Here is a 22,138-nt window from a genome sequence, read left to right on the forward strand (position 1 = left end):
GGGTAAGAACCCGCTGGCTCCATGTGTGCTGCCCGTCCCGACCGTACTGATGGAGGTGAACCGCCGTGGCACTCTCGATTTCGGCGGTGGTGCTGCTGGCGATCGTCGTCTTCCTGCTGATCCGGAAATCCGGACTGAAGGGCGGACACGCGGTGGTCTGCATGTTGCTGGGGTTCTACCTCGCGAGCTCGTCGATCGCCCCGACCATCTCGGAGGTGACGTCGAACGTGGCAGGCATGATCGGGGGAATCAAGTTCTGACGACGGGCGCCGCCGGCCGGCCCGGAACACCCCGGGGCGTTCGGTCCGTGGGGCCGCCTGCTCGTAGGGTGGCCCCATGAAGGACCTTCCCGCCCGCCGTCTGCTTCTGGTGCACGCCCACCCCGACGACGAGTCGATCATCAACGGCGCCACCATGGCCAGATACGCGGCCGAGGGCGCCCACGTCGCCCTGGTGACGTGCACCCTCGGCGAGGAGGGTGAGGTCATCCCGCCCGGTCTCGCGCATCTCGCCGCGGACCGGGAGGGCGGCCTGGGCGAACACCGCGCGGGTGAACTCGCGGCCGCGATGCGGAAGCTCGGGGTCACCGACCACCGCTTCCTGGGCGGTCCCGGCCGGTTCCACGACTCCGGGATGATGGGCACGGAGCAGAACCACCGGCCGGGTGCCTTCTGGGCCGCCGACGTCGACGAGGCGGCCGGCCACCTCGTGGGGGTGATCCGATCCCTGCGCCCCCAGGTCCTGGTGACGTACGACCCCGACGGCGGCTACGGCCACCCCGACCACATCCAGGCGCACCGCGTCGCGACGCGTGCCGCGGACCTGGCCGCAGATCCCGCGTACGACGCCGGAGCCGGAGCCCCGCACACCGTCGCCAAGGTCTACTGGAACCGGGTGCCCCGCTCCGTGGCCGAGGACGCCTTCGCACGGCTGAGGGACACCGCCGCCGACGCCTTCCCCGGGATCGCCGCGATCGACGACGTACCCGGTGTCGTGGACGACGCCGGGATCACCACGGAGATCGACGGCTCGGCGTACGCCGGGGCGAAGACCGCCGCGATGCGGGCACACGTCACCCAGATCGCCGTGGACGGAACGTTCTTCGCTCTTTCGAACGACCTCGGGCAGCCCGTTTTCACCACCGAGTACTACGAGTTGGTGCGGGGCACCCCGGGCGCCGAGGAAGGCGCCAGGGAGCACGACCTCTTCGCGGGCCTGCCGGAAGAGCCCCTCGCACCGGGGGCACGGGCATGAGCGGCAGGCAGAGGCGGCGTGCCTCCTCGGAGTCGCCGCGCACCAACGCCCCGCCCAGGAGCCCCGAGCCGTCCGGTCTCGCGGCGCCCCCGAACCCCCGGCGGATCCCCCTGTACGTGGGTCTCGCGGTGCTGGGCGCGGCCGTCGGGCTCGCCGGCACCCTCGTGCAGGCGGCCCTGTTCCCGGGCGGGTTGCTGCTGGCGCTCGCCGCGTCGGCGGGACTCTTCTACGGCGGCCGGATGCTGACCAGGACGCAGCTCGGCGCGCTGGTGCCGGCGGTGGGATGGTTCATCGCCGTCATCGTCCTTCTCGGCGGGCGGCCCGAGGGCGACTACGTCTTCGGGGAGGAGATCGGCCTGGCCCTCTTCATGCTCGGAGGGATGGCCGCGGCTGTGATCTGTGCCACGATGTCGCGGCTGCCGTATCCGGCCAACGACACCGGTCGGCCCGGCACGTGATGTGGTATGTCCGCCCCCGGATTGCCCCTCCGTGCGGTGGTGGGTGCATTCTTGTTCCCCCCGGGCGCGGAGAGTCCTACGGTGGCGGCCAGTATGGTGGTGCGCGCGCCGAGCCGTCCCCTGGCCTGCGGCACGGGGGAAGTACGGGCGGCGGAGCCAATCGGGAGAACCTGCTTTGAGTCGTGAAACTGACAGTTCGTCCTCCGGGCCTCAGGGGCGCGGCGGAGCCGCGTACCCATCGGGTACGCCGCCGTACGGATCACGCCAGTATCCGTCGCTGCACCCGTCTCAGGACGGGCCGGAGGACACTCCGGAGCCTGTGGATCCGCCTCGGTCCGAGGAGCCCAGAACAGAGACGACGCTGACGACGCGTATCCGGATCAACATCCCGGGCTCGCGTCCGATCCCGCCCGTCGTCATGCGTACGCCGATGAGCGAGACGGACGCGTCCGGCGGGCGTCCGGCCTCCGAGCGGACCGGCAGCACGCCGCGGCCCGGCGCACCCGCGCCGTCGTCCGGCGGGGCCCCCGGCACCGGCCCGGACGTGGGTGACGGCGGCCCGGCCGCCGAGGCCCCGGCCGAGAAGCCGGCCAGGGAGAAGAGCGGAAGCGACTGGTTCGCCCCGCGCAAGACCCCGCCGCCCGGCGCCGCCGGTGCGGCGCCCGCGGCTGCCGGAACACCCGGCTCCGGTCCCGGTGGTCCCTCCTCCGGCGGCCCTTCCGCCGCCGGCCGGGACTCCGGGCACCCGGCGCCGCCCCGTCCGGACGCGCCGTACTTCTCGGACGGTCCGCAGCAGCCCGGCGACAGGGGCGGCGCCCCCCGTCCGGGCCGCAGCGCCCTCGACGACCTGGACGCCGGCCCGCGGTCCGCCCCGGGCCCCGGCGCGCGGCCGCCCGCCGGCCCCGGCTCCGGCCCCTCCGGACCCACCACCGGCCCGGCCACCGGAAGTTCGTCCCTGACGCCGAACCTCGACCGGCTTCCCGGCGCTGCCGGCGGGCCGGCTCCCGGCGGTCCGTCCGGCCTCCGGCCGGGGGGTCCCGGCGGCGTACCTCCGCGGATGTCGGACGACACCGCGATCCTGACGCCGCAGGCACCCGCACCGGCCCCCGGGACGGGTCCCGGCGGCAACGTCTCCGGCGACACGCTGACGAGCGGTATCCCGGTCATCCCCGCGGAGTCCCGCTCGCCGTTCCCGGGAGGGCCCGGCGGGGTCCGGCCGCCCGAGGGCCCGATGGGAGGCGGACCGGCGGGCGAACGTGCCCAGGCGCCCGCCCCTTCCCCCAGGCCCGCTCCGAAGGCCGTCCCGCCCGCCAGGAAGGGCCGTTCCAAGCTGGTCCTCCTGGGCGCGGGTGTGTTCGTGCTGTTCGGCGTCGCCTACGGAGCCGGCCTGCTGATGAACCACTCCGAGGTCCCCAAGGGGACCACCGTGCTCGGCGTCGACATCGGCGGCGGCACGAAGGAGGAGGCGGTCACCAAGCTCGACGCCGCCCTCGGCAAGCGGGCCCAGAGCCCTCTCCGGCTGACGGTGGACGGCAAGGCGGAGGAGCTCGCCCCCGACAAGGCCGGTCTCACCCTGGACAGCCAGGAGACCGTCCGCGGCGCGGCGGGCAGCGACTACAACCCGGTCTCGGTGATCGGCTCCCTGTTCGGCGGGGCACGCTCCGCCGACCCGGTGATCCCGGTCGACGAGGAGAAGCTCGGGGTCGCGCTGTCCGACCTGGCGGGCGTCTCCGGTTCCGCCAACGACGGCACGATCAAGTTCCAGCCGAACAAGGCCGTGGCCGTCCCCGGCAAGGCGGGCAAGGCGCTGGACGTCAACCGGTCGATGATCTCCGTACGCGACGCCTACCGGGCGCAGGTCCAGACGGGCGAACCGGCCGTCGTCGAACTGCCGGTGGCGGCCACCGAACCCACCATCACCAAGGCCGAACTGGACCGGGCGATGAAGGAGTTCGCCGAGCCGGCGATGTCCGGGCTGATCACCATCAAGGCCGGGCCGAAGCAGATCGACTTCGGACCCGCGAGGTCCCTGCCGCAGATCCTGTCCATGAAGCCCGTCGACGGCAAGCTGGTCCCGGTCTACGACAGGGAAGCGATCGACACGCTGCTCGACGGTGTCTTCGACGGCATCATGATCACCAAGGGTGACGGGCAGAAGCACCAGGTCAGCTCGACCGACGTGGCCCAGGCCATGCAGGGCGCGCTGCTCGGCAGGACGACCGCCGAGCGCACCGTCTCGATCAAACTGGACGGCGAGGGCTGACCGGCCCCGTCACCGCCGTACGGCCGCCCCTGTCCGGATCTCCGGGCGGGGGCGGCGTCGTACGGCCCGGCAGAGGAGGGAACGTCCGTGTCCACCAGATGGAGCCTGACGATCGACTGCGCGCACCCGAAGTCACTGGCGGCCTTCTGGGCCTCGGCGCTCGGGTACGTGGAGAAACCGCCGCCCGTCGGGTTCGGCAGCTGGGAGGAGTGGTTCAGCCACCACGACGTCCCCGAGGAGGAGTGGGACGACGGCGCCTACCTGTCCGACCCGGACGGCAGGGGACCGGGACTGTCCTTCCTCAAGGTCCCCGAGCCGAAGACGGCGAAGAACCGGATGCACCTCGATGTGCAGGCGGGCGGTGGCCGGGAGGTCCCGTGGGAGACCAGATGGCCCCGGGTGGCCGAGGCGGTGGAGCGGCTGACGGCCGCCGGTGGCACGGTGATCCGGGTGCACGAACTGCGGGGGCGGCCCGACCACGTGGAGATGGCCGACCCGGAGGGCCACGAGTTCTGCGTGCTCTGAGCAGGACGCCCCCTCCGGGGGACGGGGCCCGGCCACGAGCGTGACCGGGCCCCGCGCCGGCGGTGCTACGGGAACGAGACGACCTGGGACGGAACGGTGTCCGTCCCGGACGTGGGGGATCCGATGTCGTTGATGACGTGTTCGTACTGTCCCTTGCCGCCGAGGGAGACGACGAGGAGGTCGTGGAACTTCACCCCGGGTTTCACCGGTGCCTGGAAGCCGTGCTGCTGGCGGATCGTCGGGTCCACGTTGAAGAAGCAGTAGCTGCCCATGCCCCAGCCCTCGTGGGTGGTGACGGAGTCGTCGACCTTGTAGGCGGCGTAGCCCTTGATGTCGCCGTTCTGGATGGCGGCCTGGTCGGGGGCGTCGTAGGCCTTCTCGTTCTGGAAGAAGATGGTCCTGCCGTTCTCGCCGGACCATCGGACGTCGTACTTGTTGAAGTGTTCGACGAACAGGCCGGTGGCCAGTACGTCGTCTCCGTTCACCTGGAGTCCGTAGTCGGACCGGTTGGTCTCCCAGCCGACTCCGTCGCCGTGGTCGGCGCGCCAGAGCCAGGTGTGGTCGATGATCGTGTCGTGGCTGTTGACCACCATGCCGGTGGTCGCCTTGCCGGCTCCGGCTCCGCCGACCCGGACGAATACGTCCTGGAGGCTGGTGGGGTTGGCCGCGTGGTCGGCCGACGCGTTTTCGGGGCCCACCTGGACGAGCACGGGGGAGTTCTGTGTTCCGGCGTCGACCAGGAGGCCGGCGAGTTTGACGCCGTCCACGTCGCCGACCTTGATCGCGGTCACGCCGTTGTCGGGGATGACCGTGGCAAGGCCGAGGCCGAGCGCGACGGTGTCCGGGCGGTTGATCTCGATGGGTTCGTCGACGTGGTAGACGCCGGGGGTGAACAGCAGGTGCAGGCCCTGTTCCACGGCGGCGTTGATGGTCCGGGCGGTGGCGCCGGGCTTGACCACGTAGAACTGGTCCAGGGGGATGGACTCGCCCTGGGGTGTGCCGTTCCAGGAGACTCCGCGGGCGTTGGTGCGCTTGGCGGGGACGAACACCTTGTAGTCGTCGCCGTCGAGGTAGAGGAAGGGCTTCTCGCGGGAGACCGGGGTGGTGTCCAGGGTGGTGTAGGGCGGTTCGGGGAAGCTCTGGGCGGGGGCTCCCTCGACGCCGGAGAAGGTCATGTTCCAGACGCCGTTGCCCCAGCCGCCGATGGAGCTGTCACGGGTGTACCACTGTTGCTGGGAGTAGGGGCCGACCTGGCCGTCGATCTTGCTGTCGGCGATGTAGCCGCCGCTGGCCCAGCCGTAGCCGTCGGGTGCGAGGTTGAGGCCGCCTTTGACGTGCATCCGGCGGAAGGGGGCTGCTTGGGAGACGGCCCAGCGGTTGGTGCCGCTGACGGGGTTGAGGGCGAGGTTCTCGGCCGAGCGCCAGAAGTTCTGGGTGGCGTTGCCGTCGAACCAGCCGGCGTCGACGGTGACGTCGCCGTTGAAGGTGGTGTCGTCGGGTTTCAGGCCCAGTCCGGCGATGGAGGTGTAGAAGCCGATCTGGGCGTTGATGTTGTCGTACGTCCCCGGCTTGAACATCAGCGCGTAGCGGTCGCTGCCGAACTGCGCGGACTCCTGCTTCTTGAAGATCTCGTCGACCTTGCCCTGGATGTCGGGCGTCGAGGGGTCGAAGACCAGCACGTTGGGGCCGAGGTCACCCCCGCCGGGGATCTCCTCGGCCTCTTCGCCGAACGCCGACTGGGCTGTGGGGAAGGCCATGAGCAGCGAGACGGCGAGCGCGGCGAATCCGAGCGCCCTGGAGCGGCGGTGCCGGCGAGGTGCGGTGGGGGGTGCGGTATGCGTGGGGGGAACTTGCATGGGTGACGTCTCCTGGGTCGTGGTACGGGTGCACGACGGAACCTTGAGAGAAGCGGGAGAGAGCGCTCTCTCCCGCGTTGCCGATGTAACCGCTGTCGTCCTGGACACGTCAAGAGGTGTGCGGAAGGAGCCTCGATCGATTGCGGCAAGGGCAACACATGGCGTCGACGGTGAGGCGAAAGGCATGGTTCGTCACCACTTCGCACCGCACATGAGTTCAGAGGGTGACTGCTCGACCGGTCCCCGTTCAGGATTCCGGGCTGCGCGGATCAGCCCGCTCACGGCTCCCGTGCCTCGGACCCGGGGCTAGTTCAGCAGAGCCCTGGCGGCCTGGGCGCGGTGGCGGATGGCCTCGGCCGCGGTCGGCTCGAAGGTGTCGACGATCTCGGCGTACTCGTCCATCTCCGCGGCTCCGCGCAGGAACTCCCCGCGCTGCACGAGGAGCTGGGCCCGCTCGTAACGGAGCCTGGCCGGGTGCGAGGGCAGCAGCAGGGAGAGCTCGAGCGCCCACAGCGCCACGTCCGTACGCTCGGGACGTGCCGCCGCCCAGGCCCGGACGTTGTTCAGGATCCGCAGCACCGTCTCCAGCGGCCTGGCGGGCACCGGCGTCGACGTCTCGGGTGGTGCCCCGGTCGCCCCCGCCACCATCAGCTCCGCCTCCTCGGGGCTGAGCGGGGCGCCACCGGCGAAGGGGTCGGCCAGCACCCGCTCTGCCGGATCGCCGAAGCCGACCACGTAGTGGCCCGGCAGCGCCACTCCGTACACGGGCGCCCCTGCCCTCCGTGCGACCTCGGTCCAGACCACGGACAGCAGGATGGGCAGCCCTCTGCGACGCCGCAGCACCTGCTGGAGCACCGAGGAGTCCAGCCGCTGGTAGTCCTGGACGGCGCCGGCGAATCCGCAGCGCTCGCCGAGCAGTTCGGCGAGCGCGGACGCCCATGCGCGGGCCCCGCGGGCGCCGTACGGCAGGAGGCCGGCCAGCCGGTCGAGCTCGATCTGCGCCGCGTCGACGCCGTACGGATCCGCGTTCCCGGGCAGCGGCGGGGTGGCCTCCGCGCCCAGCAGCAGGCAGAGCAGGGCGACGTCCGGCCGCTCGGCGCGCGCCTCCTCGGCGAACCGCTGCCGTCGCTCGGCCGTGCCGCGATCCTCGATGCTCATGTGCGATCCGTGTCCCTGCTGCTGTCCCCGCCACCCGGGCGGAAGTGGTGGTAGCTGTGGTGGGTGGTGAAGCCCATGCCGTCGTACAGCGCACGGGCACCTTCATTGTCCGCCTCCACCTGGAGCCACGCGGCCGAGGCGCCCTCCTCCAGGGCCCTGCGCGCCAGCGCGGTCATGACGGCCGTGGCGAGGCCGCGGCGCCGGTACTCCGGGCCGACCTCGACGGCCATGAAGCCCGCCCAGCGGCCGTCCACCACACAGCGCCCGATCGCGGCCGGAGTCCCGGCCGGACCGTCGCCCGGCACGGAGGCGAACCACACCGAAGGGCCGCTGGCCAGCACCTTCAGTACGTGTGGGCCCGGGTCGGCGGAACGCTGGTACCGGGAGAGCCAGGCGTCGTCCGTCTCCCGTCCCGTCCGTACGACGGAGACGTCCGGGTCCAGGTCGCCGACCGGTGCCAGTGCCGCGATCCTGACCTCGGCGCTCACCTCACGCCGCCACCCGTGCTCCTCCAGGCCCGCGCAGAGCCGCTCCTGCGTGCCCTCGGCGCCCGTGGCGGTCTGGACGCGGGCGGGCAGACCCCGCTCCGCGTACCAGTGCCGGACACGCCCGAGCGCCTCGCCGAGCGGAAGGCCCGGATCGCCGAGCGGGAGCACGGAGTTGGCGCGACGGGTGAAGCCGCCGGCCGCGCGCAGCCGCCACTCGCCCAGGAGTTCGCTCTCCACGGGCTGCCAGGCACGTGCCGTGACCAGGGCGAGTTCGGCGAAGGACGCGGCGGGGCCGCGGCGGCGCGCCGGGGCGGGGGGCACCGCCTTGCCCGCGACCAGTGAGGACTCGGCGATGCGGACGCCCTCGCCGCTCCTCGTCGTGACGGAGAGCACCCCGTCGTCCCACGATGTGAGAACGCCGACCGTGTCGGTGAACCGCGCGCCCTCGGCCGGAGAGCCGACGACACGTCGCACGGAGACGCGTTTTCCCACGTCAGCAGGGGTCAAGCGCACTTCGAGCCGTCCGCTCATGGTGAATTCCACAGCTCTGTCTGCCCCTCCTGTACGGATCGTGCCCCGGAACGGAGATACTAGGGGCGGGCATCGACGACGCCGCGCTCCCGCGCGAGAGCCAACGCCCTACCGAGGAGGAACGACAGCGTGACCTACGTCATCGCGCAGCCTTGTGTCGACGTGAAGGACAAGGCCTGCATCGAAGAGTGCCCCGTCGACTGCATCTACGAGGGCTCACGATCCTTGTACATCCATCCGGACGAGTGCGTCGACTGCGGAGCCTGTGAGCCGGTCTGCCCGGTCGAGGCCATCTTCTACGAGGACGACACCCCCGAGGAGTGGAAGGACTACTACAAGGCCAACGTCGAGTTCTTCGACGACCTCGGTTCCCCGGGTGGCGCCTCCAAGCTGGGTCTCATCGAGCGCGACCACGCGTTCATCGCCGCGCTTCCGCCGCAGAACCAGTAAGCGGCCGCACGAGCGCCGCCCGGTCCCGTACGGCTCGTCACCGTGCGGGACCGAGGTGTTTCCCGGGGCGCCCCGCCCCCGTACGAGAAAGCAGAGTTCCGTGTCCGCAGCAGTTCCCGTCTCCTCCCGCCTCCCGGTCTTCCCGTGGGACAAGCTCACGCCCTACAAGGCGACGGCCGCGGGCCATCCGGACGGCCTCGTGGACCTGTCGGTCGGCACGCCCGTCGACCCGGTGCCCGAGCTCGTCCAGCAGGCGCTGACCGCAGCCGCGGACAGCCCCGGATACCCGACGGTGTGGGGCACCGAGGCGCTGCGGGACGCTCTGGCCGGCTGGGCGGAGCGCAGGCTCGGCGCGGTGGGTGTCGGGCACGAGAACGTGCTGCCGGTCGTCGGCTCCAAGGAGCTGGTCGCCTGGCTGCCGACCCAGCTGGGTCTGGGCGCGGGCGACAAGGTCGCCCACCCGAGGCTCGCCTATCCGACGTACGAGGTCGGCGCACGGCTCTGCGGCGCGGAGCCCGTCGTCTACGACGACCCGACGGAGCTGGACCCCGAGGGTCTGAAGCTGCTCTGGCTCAACTCCCCGTCCAACCCGACGGGCCGTGTCCTGCCGAAGGACGAGCTGACCCGGATCGTCGCCTGGGCGCGCGAGCACGGCGTGCTGGTGTTCAGCGACGAGTGCTACCTGGAGCTCGGCTGGGAGGCCGAGCCCGTCTCCGTGCTCCACGAGGACGTCTGCGGCGGGACGTACGAGGGCATCGTCGCCGTCCACTCGCTCTCCAAGCGTTCCAACCTCGCCGGTTACCGCGCGGCCTTCGTCGTGGGTGACGCGGCCGTCCTCGGCGAACTGCTCCAGATCCGCAAGCACGGCGGGATGATGACGCCGGCCCCGGTCCAGGCGGCGACGGTCGCGGCACTGGGCGACGACACGCACGTGGCGGAGCAGCGGGCGCGGTACGCGCGGCGGCGCACGGTCCTGCGGGCGGCGCTGGAGGCGCACGGCTTCCGGATCGAGCACAGCGAGGCGAGCCTCTACCTCTGGGCCACGCGTGACGAGCCTTGCTGGGAGACCGTGGCACACCTCGCGGAGCTCGGCATCCTCGTGGCTCCGGGCGACTTCTACGGGCCGGCCGGGGACCGCTTCGTACGGGTGGCGCTGACGGCTTCGGACGAGCGCGTGGACGCGGCGGTCAAGCGGCTGTCCTAGGCGTCGCGCAACGCGTGGGGGCCTCGGGAGTACGCACTCCCGAGGCCCCCACGCGTTGCCGCGCTCCGGTGGGATCAGCCGATCGGCAGGCCCTTGGTGGGCAGATTCCCGGTCTTCAGGTCCTGGGTGGGCAGGCCCTTGGTCGGGAGGGAGTCCTCCGTCAGCTCGCCGTCCGCCACGGTGCCCGCCTTCCCGAGGGTCTTGCCCGCCGCGGGAAGCGTCGTGCCGACCACCTTGCCGCCGGTCTCGTTCGCCACCCCGGAGCCCTGCTTCGCGGCCGAGTCGAGCGTGCTGCTGACCCCGGCACCGTCGAGCGAGGTGAGGCCGCCGAGCGCGGGCGTCTGCGGGAGCCCCGCGGCACCGGCGGCACCGGCCGCACCGACCACGGGGGCCGCACCCGCGGCGATCAGCAGCGCGGCACGGGCGATCCTGCGGGTCAGGGGGAGGGACATGATGCTCCTTCGACGGGACGTCAGCGGTTTCGCGGATGTGGAATCCGCCTGTCCGGTGATCGGACGCACTGAACAACCGGTCCGGGGGCGGGGAAGGTTGCGGGGCACCCGGGCAAAGACTGGGTAATGCGTCAGATAATCCGCAACGGAGCGACCCGGACGGACGACCCGTTCCGAGCGCTCCTGAGGAACCGTCACTTCCCTCCGGGCGCAACGAGAATCGCCCCCGCCGCAGGCTTCGGGGGAGCGGCGGCGGGAGCGGGGTCCGGGAGACGCCGGACGCCCCGCACGGATGACGGGTCGTACTACTGAGCGAGCCGCATCCGGACCGTGGTGGTGGGTGGTTTCCCGGGTCCCGCGCGTTCCGTCCGCCAGCCCGTGTCGGCGGTCCACACCCGGCCCGCGTACGAGACCTCCGTGATCCGCAGGGTGCCGGCCCGGGCGACCGCCCAGTGGGCGAGCTCCCAGCCGCGCCGGGACGCGGCGTCGCCCTCGGCCCGTGCGGGCACCGACACCGTGCCCGCCGCGGAGGCACCCGCCGAGCCGGCGGAGGGCAGGACGTCCTTCCCGAAGGCGCGCACCAGATCGGACCGCACCTCGGTCGCGTCCCCGGGGCCCTCCGTCGACGCCGACGCGGCCGGCAGGGAGCAGGTCAGTGAGGCGGGGGCGCGTCCGGTCAGAGCGGCGGCCAGCAGCGCGGCATCCGGCTCGTGCTTCGCGTACGCCTGCGGGAACCCGCTCTTCTGCACCCGCTGGGCCGCCACCGTCAGCGGAAGCCGCGAATAGCCCGGCACCTCGGCGAGGTGCTTGTAGAACTCCCCGGACGAGTACACGGGGTCCATGATCTGCGCGGGCGTCCCCCACCCCTGCGAGGGACGCTGCTGGAAGAGCCCGAGCGAGTCCCGGTCACCGTGGTCGATGTTGCGCAGCGCGGACTCCTGCAGCGCGGTCGCCAGGGCGATCGTCACCGCGCGTTCCGGCAGCCCGCGCGTGGTGCCCACGGCGGAGACCGTGGCGGCGTTGGCGGCCTGCTCGGGGCTCATCTCGTACGTACGGCCCTCGCCCCCGCCGGCCGGGCCGACGGTGCAGCGGGGCGAGCCCTTGTAGCCGGAGAGGTACTGGACGGCCAGATAGCCGGCCACTGCCACGAGCACGAGGAGGGCGGCCGCGACACGGAGGGTGCGGCTACGGCGAGGAGGTGAGCTGGTCCGGGGCACGGGCCCACCGTACTGGAGGGTACGAGCGGTGCCGATGCCGAAGTCCCTTAGGGTCGTGGACATGGATGGACACACGCTTGACCTCGCCCTGGACGGTCCCGAGCTCACCGCCCGGCTGGTGGACTTCCCGTCGGTCAGCGGGCAGGAGAAGGACCTCGCCGACGCCATCGAGGCGGCCCTGCGCCCGCTGCCGCACCTGACCGTCGACCGCCACGGCAACAACATCGTGGCCAGGACGCAGCTGGGCCGTGGCGAGCGCGTCGTCCTGGCGGGGCACATCGATACCGTCCCGATCGCGGACAACGTGCCCTCCAGGCTCGACGACGACGGCGTCCTGTGGGGCTGCGGCACCTCCGACATGAAGTCGGGCGTGGCCGTCCAGCTGCGGATCGCGGCGACGGTGCCGGAGCCCAACCGAGACCTCACGTTCATCTTCTACGACAACGAAGAGGTCGCGGCCCACCTCAACGGCCTCGGACACGTGGCCGAAGCGCACCCCGAGTGGCTCGACGCGGACTTCGCCGTCCTCCTGGAGGGTTCGAACGGCGAGGTCGAGGGCGGATGCCAGGGCACGCTCCGGGTCCATCTGCGCTTCGCGGGCGAACGGTCGCACTCCGCCCGCGGCTGGATGGGGTCCAACGCGATCCACGCGGCCGCTCCGGCGCTGGCCCGGCTCGCCGCGTACGAGCCGCGCCGGCCGGTCATCGACGGGCTGGAGTACCGCGAAGGGCTCAACGCCGTCGGCATCGAGGGCGGTGTCGCCACCAACGTCATCCCGGACGCCTGCACCCTGGTCGTCAACTACCGCTACGCACCCGACCTCACCGCCGAGCAGGCGGAGGCGCACGTCCAGGAGGTCTTCGCGGACTGCGGCGTCGCCGAGTTCGTCGTGGACGACCACACCGGCGCCGCCATGCCCGGCCTCTCGCACCCGGCGGCCAAGGCGTTCATGGACGCCGTCGGCGGCGTCGCACTGCCCAAGTTCGGCTGGACGGACGTCTCCCGGTTCGGCGCCCTGGGCGTCCCCGCGGTGAACTACGGCCCCGGTGACCCGCTGTTCGCCCACAAGCGGGACGAGCATGTGCGCGTCGAGAGGATCACGCACTGCGAGGAGCGTCTCCGCTCCTGGCTCACCAGCTGACTCACGGCATTCCCCTGCGCGTAACCTCCACCGATCTACGCTGAAGCGACACACGCACATCGCAGGTCGGCGGAGGGAGCAGGTCATGGGCAACCCGGAGGGCACACGGATCCCTGAGGGCGCGCAGATTCCCGAGGGTGCGCCGAAGCCCGAGGAACAGCGGTTGGGGCCCGTACTGCGCCGCAGGGACCAGGTCCAGCCCGGTACGACCGATCAGCGGCTGCTGGACACCGAGGGCGACTCGGAGTGGGTGCACACCGACCCCTGGCGGGTCATGCGGATCCAGTCCGAGTTCGTCGAGGGCTTCGGCGCGCTCGCGGAGCTGCCGAGCGCCATCAGCGTCTTCGGCTCTGCCCGCACCCCGGCCGGCGGGCCGGAATACGAGGCGGGCGTACAGATCGGCAAGGCGCTGGTCGAGGCGGGCTTCGCCGTCATCACGGGCGGCGGTCCGGGCGCGATGGAGGCGGCGAACAAGGGGGCGCGGGAAGCGAAGGGCGTCTCGGTGGGACTCGGCATCGAGCTGCCCTTCGAGTCGGGTCTCAATCCACATGTCGACATCGGCGTCAACTTCCGCTACTTCTTCGTCCGCAAGACGATGTTCGTGAAGTACGCGCAGGGATTCGTCGTCCTGCCGGGCGGTCTCGGCACGCTGGACGAACTGTTCGAGGCGCTGACCCTGGTGCAGACGGGCAAGGTGACGCGCTTCCCGATCGTCCTGTTCGGCACGGCGTACTGGGGCGGGCTGGTGGACTGGCTGAGGGACACGGTGATCGCGGGGGGCAAGGCGTCCGAGCGGGACCTGATGCTCTTCCACGTCACGGACGACGTGGAAGAGGCGGTCAGGCTGGTGACGAAGGAGGTCGGGCGCTAGTTCTTCCGTCCGGGGTCCCGGCGGACCGGGACCCTTCCTCGAGCGCCCGCACGCGAACCGGGCCCGTCGTACTCGCAGGCCGCGGGGCCGGGACGCGGCCCTGCGGCGATCGAGGAGCCGGGTCCGGGTCTACGCCAGGCCCCGTCGGGCGACCGCAGGCGCCCGGTGGCCCGCGATGGACGCCACCATGTCCAGCACCTGCCGGGTCTCGGCCACTTCGTGCACCCGGTACACCTGTGCCCCCAGCCAGGCCGACACGGCCGTCGTCGCGAGCGTGCCGATCACGCGTTCCTTGACGGGCCTGTCGAGCGTCTCCCCGACGAAGTCCTTGTTGGAGAGGGAGACCAGTACGGGCCAGCCCGTGGCCGTCATCTCGTCCAGCCGACGCGTCGCCTCCAGCGAGTGCCGGGTGTTCTTGCCGAAGTCGTGACCCGGGTCGATCATGATCCCGTCCGGCCTGACCCCGAGGTCCACGGCCCGCTCGGCGAGCCCCACGGTCACCCGCAGGATGTCCGCCATGACGTCCTCGTACGAGGTCCGGTGCGGCCGTGTGCGAGGCTCCGCGCCGCCCGCGTGCGTGCACACGAGCCCCGCTCCGTACCGGGCGGCCACCTCCGCGAGCTTCGGGTCGACACCGCCCCACGCGTCGTTCAGGAGGTCGGCGCCGGCCTCGCAGACCGCCTCGCCCACGTCGTGCCGCCAGGTGTCCACGCTGATGACGACGTCCGGATGCCGACGGCGTACCTCGGCGACGAAACCGACCGTGCGGCGCGCCTCCTCCTGCGCCGTCACCTCCTCGCCGGGGCCGGCCTTCACCCCGCCGATGTCGATGATCGCGGCGCCCTCCGTGACGGCCTGCTCGACCCGGGAGAGCGCGGCCTCGTCGTGGAAGGTCGCCCCCTGGTCGTAGAAGGAGTCGGGGGTCCGGTTCACGATCGCCATGATCACCGGCTCGTGCGGCCCGAACTCCCGCCGCCCCAGCCTGAGCGCCCCGCTTCGCATTCCCGCTTCCTCCCTGTAGCCCGCCTGCGACCTTAGGCCCTCTCCTGATCATCCGAGGCCCCGGCGCAGAGCGCGCGGGCCGCGGCGACCCGAACGAAAAACCCTAACTGTCGGTGCCGCATGGCACGATCTGACCCGGACTGGTTTTCCGCTTCCGGGGAGATGCACGTGTTCTGGTTCTTGCTGCTCACGATGGCCGTGGTCGTGGCCGCGGTCACCCTGGCGGTGGTCGGCGGAGGCAAAAGCGCGGTGCTGCAGGACGTCGAGCCCGAGCGGCTCACCGACCCGCTGCCCACGAACCGGCCCGTCGGCCGCGCCGATGTCGAGGCCATGCGGCTGCCGATGGCCGTGCGTGGCTACCGCATGGCCGATGTGGACGAGGCCCTCGGCCGCCTGGGTGCCGAGCTCGCCGAGCGGGACGCGCACATCGCCGAGCTGGAGTCCGCGCTCGCCGGGGCGCAGGCGACCGCGGTGAACGGCCCCGACCTGTTCAAGCGGCAGGACGAGCCGCCTGCCGCCGAGGAGGGCCCGCAGGACGAGGAGGGCGGGCGGTGAGCGGCGCCGAGGCGGCGCCGGACGGCCGCCTGCGCTGCCCGTGGGGCCTGGCCACGGACGACTACCTCGCCTATCACGACACCGAGTGGGGCCGTCCCCTCCACGGCGACGACGCCCTCTTCGAGCGGCTCTGCCTGGAGGCCTTCCAGTCAGGGCTGTCGTGGCTGACGATCCTGCGCCGCCGCGAGGGCTTCCGCAGCGCTTTCGCCGGATTCAAGATCTCCGCCGTTGCGGAGTTCACCGACGCGGACAGGGAGCGGCTCCTCGCCGACACCGGCATCATCCGCAACCGCGCGAAGATCGACGCCACCCTCGCCAACGCCGAGGTGCTGGCCGGCTGGGGCGCGGGGGAGCTGGACGCGCTCATCTGGTCGTACGCGCCGGACCCGGCCACCCGGCCCGCCCCCCGCACCCTCGGCGACGTCCCCGCGGTCACCCCGGAGTCCACCGCGCTGGCCAAGGACCTGAAGAAGCGCTCCATCCGCTTCATCGGTCCCACGACCGCGTACGCCCTGATGCAGGCCTGCGGCCTGGTCGACGACCACCTGGCCGACTGCGTGGCCCGGGGCGGCCGCTAGCGGTACTACCTGCCGAGGTACTTCGGCCGCTGCTTCGCGAGGAACGCCTCGACCGCGATGGTGTGATCCTGCGACGCGCCCGCCTTCGTCTGGAGCTCGTCCTCCTTCTCCAGGGTCTCGGCGAGCGTGTGCCCGGCTCCGTAGGCCACGGATGCCTTCAGGGCCGCGTACGCCACCGTCGGGCCGTCCGCGAGGGCGCGGGCCACCGCGTGGGCCTCCTTCGCCAGGTCGGCCGCCGGTACCACCTTGTTCGCGATGCCCAGCTCGTAGGCGTCCTGGGCGGAGATCGAGCGGGGGAAGAACAACAGGTCGGCGGCGCGGCTCGCGCCGATCAGCCGGGGCAGGGTCCAGGACACGCCCGAGTCGGCGGACAGCGCCACCCCCGCGAAGGACGTGTTGAAGACGGCGGTGTCCGCGACCACGCGGTAGTCGGCGGCCAGCGCGAATCCGAAGCCCGCCCCGGCGGCGGCGCCGTTCACCCCCGCGACCACCGGCTTGTCCATCTCGGTGAGGGCACGCACGATCGGGTTGTAGTGCTCCCGCACCGTGCTGAGCGCGTTGCCGCCCTCCGGCCCGCCGGCCTCGGCGAGCTTGGCGACGTGCTCCTTGAGGTCCTGGCCGACGCAGAAGGCGCGCCCGGTGGCGGTGAGCAGAACCGCCCGCACGGCGGGGTCGTCCGCGACGGTCCTGAGGGCGTCGCGGAGAGCGACCTTGGCGGCGGTGTTCAAGGCGTTCATCGCGTCGGGGCGATTGATCGTGATCGTGGCGAGCCCGTCGCTCACGTCCATGAGCACGCTGTCAGCCGTGGTGTCGGCCATCGAAGGTCTCCTTACGGGTCCGGCGTCGTACCTGTCCGGGCAAGCATGGCGGACCTCCGGCGCGCCGCACATGTGACCTGCGTCTAACGATTGGACCTCGGCTGAGGGCCGACGACGGCGCAGTATCGCAGCCGGATCGCCGAATTGGGTGGTTATGAGAGAGCGCGTTGCGCAAGCGATGCCGACCGATGTTGGTCATCGGGGTCTCTGATGCGGGATAATGCGGAGGAAGCATTGTGTTCGACGCCGGTGAGGCAGCGCCTGTCATGGAGCCGCCGGCTGCGATGAGCTGGTTTCAGGAAGGGGAACGAGCATGGCGGCCATGAAGCCGCGGACGGGCGACGGCCCGCTCGAGGTGACAAAGGAGGGGCGGGGCATCGTCATGCGCGTTCCGCTCGAAGGCGGCGGTCGGCTTGTCGTCGAGCTGACTCCGGACGAGGCCGATGCACTCGGTGACGCGCTGAAGAAGGTCGTCGGCTGAGGCGGAGCGCCCACACTTCATCACTGCCCCGGTACGGACTCCGTGCCGGGGCAGTGGTGCGTCCGGGGCCGGCGGGCGGCAACGCGCGCCGGTGCCGGATCCCTCAGGTGTGGCCGGTCCGGATCCCGTACGTCGTGTCGGGCCGGATCCGGCAGATGGGTACGGGGCCCGGCGGTCAGCCGCGCCGCACGGCGCACAGCAGCCCGTCGCCCACGGGCAGCAGCGTCGCCATGAGCTCCTGACTCTCGCGCACGGCCCGGAGCAGTTCGCGCAGGCGCAGCACCTCGGCCGGCTGTGCGGCCGAGTCGATCGTGCGGCCGTCCGCGAAGACGCCCTCGAAGCAGACCAGGCCACCGGGCCGCAGCAGGCGCAACGATTCAGCGAGGCAGTCCAGGCTCTCGAGCCGGTCGCCGTCGCAGAAGACGAGGTCGTAACCGCCGTCCGCGAGCCGCGGCAGTACGTCGAGGGCGCGCCCCGGGATGAAGCGGGACCGGTTCGTCGCGAAGCCGGCGGCGCGGAAGGCCTCACGGGCGAACTGCTGGCGCTCGGGTTCCGGGTCGACGGTGGTCAGTACGCCGTCGGGGCGCATGCCCTGCAGCAGGTATATGCCGGACACGCCTGTGCCGGTGCCGATCTCGGCCACCGCTTTGGCATCCGCGGTGGCAGCGAGCAGGCGCAGTGCCGCGCCGGTGCCTGACGACACGGGGCGGAGCCCTGTCTCGTGGGCCCGGTCCCGGGCCCAGAGCAGAGCTTCTTCCTCGGCGACAAAGGCGTCGGCGAATGCCCAGCTCGTCTGCCGGTTGGCGGTAATGACCCTCTCCTGTCCCCGTAGTTGGCGCAACGGTGACTGTATCCGCTGAGCCCGGGAACCCGCAGATGGGACCGGGCGTTATGAGAGGACAGAGGGGAACACGCGGACCGGGCCCTGCGGCCTGGCCCGGAATGTGCCTCTTGCTCCCGGGGACACCGGGGCGCCAACAGGCAAAAGGCTTATCCGGAGCTAACGGGCGGGGTGGCTATGGTAGGGGCTCCACTGGACACCACCAGAGCCGATAGGGGAGGTGCGGCTGCGCCTGTGGACCGGAGAGGTGCGCTGCGGCGCTTTCTCAGGCCGGCGGGTGAGCCGAAATCCGTGACCGACATTGCTGACCGTTCTTCCAACGATTCCGCACCGACCGCGACCTTCGCCTCAGATGCGGATTCCCAGGCGTGGACCCCGCCCTCATGGGAAGAGATCGTCAGCACGCACAGCGCTCGCGTGTACCGCCTCGCCTACCGCCTGACGGGTAACCAGCACGACGCCGAAGACCTCACCCAGGAGGTCTTCGTCCGTGTCTTCAGATCGCTGTCGACCTACACGCCCGGCACCTTCGAGGGCTGGCTGCACAGGATCACGACGAATCTCTTCCTGGACATGGTCCGCCGCAAGCAGCGGATCCGTTTCGACTCCCTCGGCGACGACGCGGCCGAACGGCTGCCCAGCCGTGAACCGTCCCCGCAGCAGGTCTTCAACGACACGCACTTCGACGCGGACGTACAGCAGGCGCTGGACACCCTCGCGCCCGAGTTCCGTGCCGCGGTCGTGCTCTGTGACATCGAGGGCCTCTCGTACGAGGAGATCGCCGCCACGCTCGGCGTCAAGCTCGGGACGGTGCGCAGCCGCATCCACCGCGGCCGATCGCACCTGCGCAAGGCGCTCCAGCACCGTTCGCCCGAGGCCCGCGCCGAGCAGCGTTCCCTTGCGGACGCGGTCCTTGCGGGGGAGGGCGGAGCGGCGTGAACGTCACAGGTCCGACCCCTGCGGAACAGCATCTGGGGGACCGGCTCGCCGCGCTCGTCGACGGCGAGCTGAAACACGATGCCCGGGAGCGGGTGCTGGCCCATCTGGCGACCTGTGCGCGGTGCAAGGCCGAGGCCGACGCCCAGCGGCGGCTGAAGAGCGCCTTCGCGACGTCCGCGTCCCCTTCGCCCTCCGAGGGTTTCCTCGCCCGTCTGCAGGGTCTCCCCGGGGGCCCCAGCAGCGGTGACGACGGCACGAGCGGCGGCCGGCGCTTCGGGGACGGCCCGTTTCCCGTGCTGCAGCCGGGCACGCCCGCCGAGCCGGGGCGCTCACCGCTGGGCGGCCTCGGATACCTTCCCACCGCCCACGGATCGACCGCCGTGCTGCCGGGCGACGCGCCCCGGTCCGGGTTCCGCATCCACGACGTGGGCCGGGAGGCCGACCGCTCGCCCTGGCGCGCCCGGCGCTTCGCGTTCGTCGCGGCCAGCGCCGTCTCGCTCGCGGCCATCGCGCTCGGAGGATCGCTCCCGCTCGACTACGGTCCCGAGTCGCCGGTCAGCGCCGAGGGCGCGGGCAGCAACACGACTCCGCTCGCCGCGGAGGAACGCACCGGCGGTGCGGGCGTCGCGGCCAGCCGCAGCAGCGGCGGCGGTGCCCTCGCGGCCGGAGAGACCCCGGCCGCCCTGCCGAGCCCCGCACCGTACGCGTCCGCCCGCCCCGTGCTCGCCTCCGCCCCCTCGCTGCTGAGCACTTCGGCGCTCGCGGGAGGCACTTTCACCTTCCCCGTGCTGAACGTGACCGTGCCGCCCCTCATACGCCCGACCGACGCCGGCCCGCTGTACTCCGCCACCGGTGGGGGAGCGACCCCGGAGCCGTCCGCACTGTCCGCGACGGCTTCCGCCCCACCGCTGCGCGAGCGCGCGATGCCGCTTTCCCCGCTGCGCTGACCGGGACCCTGCGCGCGGATTCGCAAACCTGGTTGAATTCCCGCAGGGACGCCTCTGTGGGGGCGTGCAAGGGCCAGTTGCGGGGAGAGCATGGACGACGGGAAGCCCAGCGGGCCGAAGACGAAGTGGTGGAGCCGTCCCCCCACGGAACGGAACCGCCCCGCCGGGCCGGATGACACGGCGGCCGTCACCGACATCGGTGCGGTGGCGCGCACGGACCCGGACGGGACCACCGGACCGATGGCCGCCGAGCCGCGCACCCACGTGACACCGGACGGCGACTACACCCCGGCGCCCCCGGCCCCCGGGCCGCACACGCCGGATGCCACCGAGCCGCGCACACCCGCACCGGATGCCACCGAGCCGGGCACGCCCCCACCGCCGGCCGCCGAGCAGGGTGCACTCGCGCCCGGTGCCACCGAGCCGGGCACGCCCGGACCGTCACCGGCCGGGCCGCTCGTGCACCGCACGCAGCCGTTGCACGCACCCGACGAGTACAGCACCCCGCCCTACGGCGGCCCGGGGCCGTGGGCCCCCGCGCCGCCCGTTCAGCGCCCGGTGGCGACTCCGGCCCACGGGACGCCCGTACCGCCGCCGTACGCAGGGGCGGACGGCCACGGCGCCGCCGCGCCGCTTCCCGCCCCCGCTCCTCCCGCGGCACCCGGCGGTCAGGGGCACGCCGAGACCTGGCCGCCCCTGCCCGCGCCGCACACCGTGCCGCAGCAGCACGCGGCCCCTCAGGACTCGCGGACCTTCTCCGCGAGTCAGACCTCCCAGCAGGCCCCGCAGGCCGCCCAGGCCTCCCGGCAGGCCCCGCAGCAGCCCTCCCAGTGGCTGCGTTACGACCCGTGGGGCGCGGCCCAGCCGCTGACCCACCCCGGCCCCGGCCCGGACCCCCGGCCGCGCAAGGGTCGCCGGGGAACCGTCCTCGTCGGAGCCGCGCTCCTCGCCCTCGTCGCCGGTGGGATCGGCGGCGGGATCGGCGCCTACGTCGAACGCAACGGCGGCCTGACCACGGTCGAACTGCCCCAGTCCGGCCGCGACGACGGGGACCGGGCACCCGACAGCGTCGCCGGAATCGCCTCCAGCGCGCTGCCCAGCGTGGTCACCCTGCACGTCAACGGCTCCGCCGAGTCCGGCACGGGCACCGGGTTCGTCCTCGACGACAAGGGCCACATCCTCACCAACAACCATGTGGTCGCCCCCGCGGGTTCCACCGGCGACATCACCGTCACCTTCAGCGGCGGGGAGAGCGCCTCGGCCGAGATCGTCGGCAAGGACAGCGGCTACGACCTGGCCGTCGTCAAGGTGACCGGGGTCTCGGGCCTCAAGCCGTTGCCGCTCGGGAACTCCGACAACGTGCGGGTGGGCGATCCCGTGGTGGCCATCGGAGCACCCTTCGACCTGTCCAACACGGTCACCTCCGGCATCATCAGCGCCAAGCAGCGCCCCATCACCGCGGGCGGCGAGAAGGGAGACGGCACCGACGTCAGCTACGTCGACGCCCTTCAGACCGACGCCCCGATCAACCCGGGCAACTCCGGCGGCCCCCTGGTCGACGCCGACGCCCGGGTCATCGGCATCAACAGCGCCATCCGGGCCGCCGACAGCGGATCCGGTCTCGACGGCGGCCAGTCCGGCTCCATCGGCCTCGGCTTCGCGATACCGATCAACCAGGGCAAGCGCGTCGCCGAGGAGCTGATCAACACCGGCAAGGCCACCCACCCGGTGATCGGCGTCACGCTGGACATGGAGTTCACCGGCGACGGGGCGAAGGTCGGGGGCAAGGCGGCCGACGGCGGAGAGGCCGTGACCGAGGGGGGCCCGGCGGACAAGGCGGGCATCCGGGCGGGCGACGTCATCACCGAGGTCGAGGGCCGACGCGTGCACAGCGGCGAGGAACTGATCGTCAAGATCCGCGCCCACCGGCCCGGTGACCGGCTCGGACTCGTCCTGACCCGCGGTGGCAAGGACCTGTCCGTGACTTTGACACTGGGGTCGGCGAGCGGTACCTGACGGACACCGGCAGGTACCGCACGGACAGCTTCGCCGGGTACCGTGGAGCGGTCCGGGCCCCTGACGACCTGGCGGCGGAGAACACAGCGGAGA

At 72.2% G+C, this 22,138-nt stretch carries 23 protein-coding genes; 15 read left to right on the top strand and 8 right to left on the bottom strand.

Going from position 1 to position 22,138, the window contains the following annotated elements; all coding sequences use genetic code 11:
• Positions 1-65: 65 nt before the first annotated feature.
• From JOC24_RS03910 to JOC24_RS03930, 5 genes are all read left to right on the top strand, one after another.
• A complete protein-coding gene (locus JOC24_RS03910; protein ID WP_014154257.1) occupies positions 66-260 on the top strand; it encodes a hypothetical protein in 195 nt (64 codons plus the stop codon).
• 76 nt (positions 261-336) lie between these two features.
• Entirely contained in the window at positions 337-1,254 is a 918-nt protein-coding gene (mshB, locus tag JOC24_RS03915; protein WP_205018655.1) for an N-acetyl-1-D-myo-inositol-2-amino-2-deoxy-alpha-D-glucopyranoside deacetylase, read from the top strand.
• Positions 1,251-1,712, top strand: coding sequence for a DUF6113 family protein (locus JOC24_RS03920; RefSeq protein WP_205018656.1), 462 nt, complete (start codon positions 1,251-1,253; stop codon positions 1,710-1,712). The genes mshB and JOC24_RS03920 overlap by 4 nt, the downstream gene beginning before the upstream one ends.
• Before the next feature lie 430 nt (positions 1,713-2,142).
• A complete protein-coding gene (locus JOC24_RS03925; protein WP_239579414.1) occupies positions 2,143-3,975 on the top strand; it encodes a hypothetical protein in 1,833 nt (610 codons plus the stop codon).
• Positions 3,976-4,062: 87 nt separating this feature from the next.
• Positions 4,063-4,500: a VOC family protein gene (locus JOC24_RS03930; RefSeq protein WP_205018658.1), complete on the top strand. Its 438-nt coding sequence runs from the start codon at positions 4,063-4,065 to the stop codon at positions 4,498-4,500.
• A 65-nt stretch (positions 4,501-4,565) separates the two neighbouring features.
• Here the strand turns inward: JOC24_RS03930 and JOC24_RS03935 are convergent, their stop codons facing one another.
• The 3 genes from JOC24_RS03935 to JOC24_RS03945 form a co-directional block, all read right to left on the bottom strand.
• Positions 4,566-6,356 carry a coagulation factor 5/8 type domain-containing protein gene (locus JOC24_RS03935; RefSeq protein ID WP_205018659.1) on the bottom strand — a complete coding sequence of 597 codons (1,791 nt, stop codon included), beginning with the start codon at positions 6,354-6,356 and terminating at the stop codon, positions 4,566-4,568.
• 306 nt (positions 6,357-6,662) lie between these two features.
• Positions 6,663-7,514 carry a transglutaminase family protein gene (locus tag JOC24_RS03940; RefSeq protein WP_205018660.1) on the bottom strand — a complete coding sequence of 284 codons (852 nt, stop codon included), beginning with the start codon at positions 7,512-7,514 and terminating at the stop codon, positions 6,663-6,665.
• A complete protein-coding gene (locus tag JOC24_RS03945; protein WP_205018661.1) occupies positions 7,511-8,545 on the bottom strand; it encodes a GNAT family N-acetyltransferase in 1,035 nt (344 codons plus the stop codon). Before JOC24_RS03945 ends, JOC24_RS03940 begins: the two co-directional genes overlap by 4 nt.
• A gap of 117 nt (positions 8,546-8,662) precedes the next feature.
• Between JOC24_RS03945 and fdxA the strand changes: the two genes are divergently transcribed.
• Entirely contained in the window at positions 8,663-8,983 is a 321-nt protein-coding gene (gene fdxA / locus JOC24_RS03950) for a ferredoxin (RefSeq protein ID WP_014154250.1), read from the top strand.
• Between the two features lie 100 nt (positions 8,984-9,083).
• Positions 9,084-10,187 carry a succinyldiaminopimelate transaminase gene (gene dapC / locus JOC24_RS03955; RefSeq protein ID WP_205018662.1) on the top strand — a complete coding sequence of 368 codons (1,104 nt, stop codon included), beginning with the start codon at positions 9,084-9,086 and terminating at the stop codon, positions 10,185-10,187.
• Between the two features lie 74 nt (positions 10,188-10,261).
• Here dapC and JOC24_RS03960 read toward each other — a convergent pair whose 3' ends face one another.
• Both JOC24_RS03960 and JOC24_RS03965 read right to left on the bottom strand, forming a co-directional pair.
• A complete protein-coding gene (locus JOC24_RS03960; RefSeq protein WP_205018663.1) occupies positions 10,262-10,639 on the bottom strand; it encodes an ATP-binding protein in 378 nt (125 codons plus the stop codon).
• A 305-nt stretch (positions 10,640-10,944) separates the two neighbouring features.
• Entirely contained in the window at positions 10,945-11,856 is a 912-nt protein-coding gene (locus JOC24_RS03965; RefSeq protein WP_205018764.1) for a hypothetical protein, read from the bottom strand.
• Positions 11,857-11,917: 61 nt separating this feature from the next.
• Here JOC24_RS03965 and dapE point away from each other — a divergent pair, with 61 nt between their 5' ends.
• The gene (gene dapE, locus JOC24_RS03970; protein WP_205018664.1) at positions 11,918-12,997 is read left to right on the top strand and encodes a succinyl-diaminopimelate desuccinylase; all 1,080 of its coding nucleotides are present in this window, start codon (positions 11,918-11,920) and stop codon (positions 12,995-12,997) included.
• 85 nt (positions 12,998-13,082) lie between these two features.
• Positions 13,083-13,868, top strand: coding sequence for an LOG family protein (locus tag JOC24_RS03975; protein WP_205018665.1), 786 nt, complete (start codon positions 13,083-13,085; stop codon positions 13,866-13,868).
• 129 nt (positions 13,869-13,997) lie between these two features.
• On the opposite strand, the gene folP is transcribed toward JOC24_RS03975, so the two are convergent.
• Entirely contained in the window at positions 13,998-14,870 is an 873-nt protein-coding gene (gene folP, locus JOC24_RS03980) for a dihydropteroate synthase (RefSeq protein WP_205018666.1), read from the bottom strand.
• A gap of 162 nt (positions 14,871-15,032) precedes the next feature.
• Here folP and JOC24_RS03985 point away from each other — a divergent pair, with 162 nt between their 5' ends.
• A complete protein-coding gene (locus JOC24_RS03985) occupies positions 15,033-15,425 on the top strand; it encodes a DivIVA domain-containing protein (RefSeq protein ID WP_239579715.1) in 393 nt (130 codons plus the stop codon).
• The gene (locus tag JOC24_RS03990; protein WP_307792623.1) at positions 15,422-16,003 is read left to right on the top strand and encodes a DNA-3-methyladenine glycosylase I; all 582 of its coding nucleotides are present in this window, start codon (positions 15,422-15,424) and stop codon (positions 16,001-16,003) included. The genes JOC24_RS03985 and JOC24_RS03990 overlap by 4 nt, the downstream gene beginning before the upstream one ends.
• A 5-nt stretch (positions 16,004-16,008) precedes the next feature.
• Here the strand turns inward: JOC24_RS03990 and JOC24_RS03995 are convergent, their stop codons facing one another.
• The gene (locus JOC24_RS03995) at positions 16,009-16,821 is read right to left on the bottom strand and encodes a 2-cyclohexenylcarbonyl CoA isomerase (RefSeq protein ID WP_205018668.1); all 813 of its coding nucleotides are present in this window, start codon (positions 16,819-16,821) and stop codon (positions 16,009-16,011) included.
• A gap of 313 nt (positions 16,822-17,134) precedes the next feature.
• Between JOC24_RS03995 and JOC24_RS04000 the strand changes: the two genes are divergently transcribed.
• Complete coding sequence (locus JOC24_RS04000) at positions 17,135-17,302, top strand: DUF3117 domain-containing protein (protein WP_003966491.1); 168 nt, start codon at positions 17,135-17,137, stop codon at positions 17,300-17,302.
• A gap of 175 nt (positions 17,303-17,477) precedes the next feature.
• Here the strand turns inward: JOC24_RS04000 and JOC24_RS04005 are convergent, their stop codons facing one another.
• Positions 17,478-18,143 carry an O-methyltransferase gene (locus JOC24_RS04005; protein ID WP_078597687.1) on the bottom strand — a complete coding sequence of 222 codons (666 nt, stop codon included), beginning with the start codon at positions 18,141-18,143 and terminating at the stop codon, positions 17,478-17,480.
• A 177-nt stretch (positions 18,144-18,320) separates the two neighbouring features.
• Here JOC24_RS04005 and sigE point away from each other — a divergent pair, with 177 nt between their 5' ends.
• The 3 genes from sigE (at position 18,321) to JOC24_RS04020 (ending at position 22,045) form a co-directional block, all read left to right on the top strand.
• On the top strand, positions 18,321-19,082 hold the full coding sequence (sigE, locus tag JOC24_RS04010; RefSeq protein ID WP_205018669.1) for an RNA polymerase sigma factor SigE: 762 nt from the start codon (positions 18,321-18,323) through the stop codon (positions 19,080-19,082).
• Positions 19,079-20,029: an anti-sigma factor family protein gene (locus tag JOC24_RS04015; RefSeq protein ID WP_205018670.1), complete on the top strand. Its 951-nt coding sequence runs from the start codon at positions 19,079-19,081 to the stop codon at positions 20,027-20,029. Before sigE ends, JOC24_RS04015 begins: the two co-directional genes overlap by 4 nt.
• A gap of 90 nt (positions 20,030-20,119) precedes the next feature.
• Entirely contained in the window at positions 20,120-22,045 is a 1,926-nt protein-coding gene (locus tag JOC24_RS04020) for a S1C family serine protease (protein WP_205018671.1), read from the top strand.
• Positions 22,046-22,138 lie beyond the last annotated feature (93 nt).

This window comes from Streptomyces sp. HB132 (genome assembly GCF_016909575.1).
Lineage (GTDB): Bacteria > Actinomycetota > Actinomycetes > Streptomycetales > Streptomycetaceae > Streptomyces.

Coding starts and splice junctions, on each gene's coding strand:
- JOC24_RS03935 (WP_205018659.1), bottom strand. CDS start 6,356: ATGCAAGTTCCCCCCACGCATACCGCACCCCCCACCGCACCTCGCCGG.
- JOC24_RS03960 (WP_205018663.1), bottom strand. CDS start 10,639: ATGTCCCTCCCCCTGACCCGCAGGATCGCCCGTGCCGCGCTGCTGATC.
- JOC24_RS03995 (WP_205018668.1), bottom strand. CDS start 16,821: ATGGCCGACACCACGGCTGACAGCGTGCTCATGGACGTGAGCGACGGG.
- JOC24_RS04000 (WP_003966491.1), top strand. CDS start 17,135: ATGGCGGCCATGAAGCCGCGGACGGGCGACGGCCCGCTCGAGGTGACA.
- JOC24_RS03920 (WP_205018656.1), top strand. CDS start 1,251: ATGAGCGGCAGGCAGAGGCGGCGTGCCTCCTCGGAGTCGCCGCGCACC.
- JOC24_RS04020 (WP_205018671.1), top strand. CDS start 20,120: ATGGACGACGGGAAGCCCAGCGGGCCGAAGACGAAGTGGTGGAGCCGT.
- folP (WP_205018666.1), bottom strand. CDS start 14,870: ATGCGAAGCGGGGCGCTCAGGCTGGGGCGGCGGGAGTTCGGGCCGCAC.
- sigE (WP_205018669.1), top strand. CDS start 18,321: ATGGTAGGGGCTCCACTGGACACCACCAGAGCCGATAGGGGAGGTGCG.
- JOC24_RS03940 (WP_205018660.1), bottom strand. CDS start 7,514: ATGAGCATCGAGGATCGCGGCACGGCCGAGCGACGGCAGCGGTTCGCC.
- JOC24_RS03925 (WP_239579414.1), top strand. CDS start 2,143: ATGAGCGAGACGGACGCGTCCGGCGGGCGTCCGGCCTCCGAGCGGACC.
- mshB (WP_205018655.1), top strand. CDS start 337: ATGAAGGACCTTCCCGCCCGCCGTCTGCTTCTGGTGCACGCCCACCCC.
- dapE (WP_205018664.1), top strand. CDS start 11,918: ATGGATGGACACACGCTTGACCTCGCCCTGGACGGTCCCGAGCTCACC.
- JOC24_RS03985 (WP_239579715.1), top strand. CDS start 15,033: ATGCACGTGTTCTGGTTCTTGCTGCTCACGATGGCCGTGGTCGTGGCC.
- JOC24_RS03975 (WP_205018665.1), top strand. CDS start 13,083: ATGGGCAACCCGGAGGGCACACGGATCCCTGAGGGCGCGCAGATTCCC.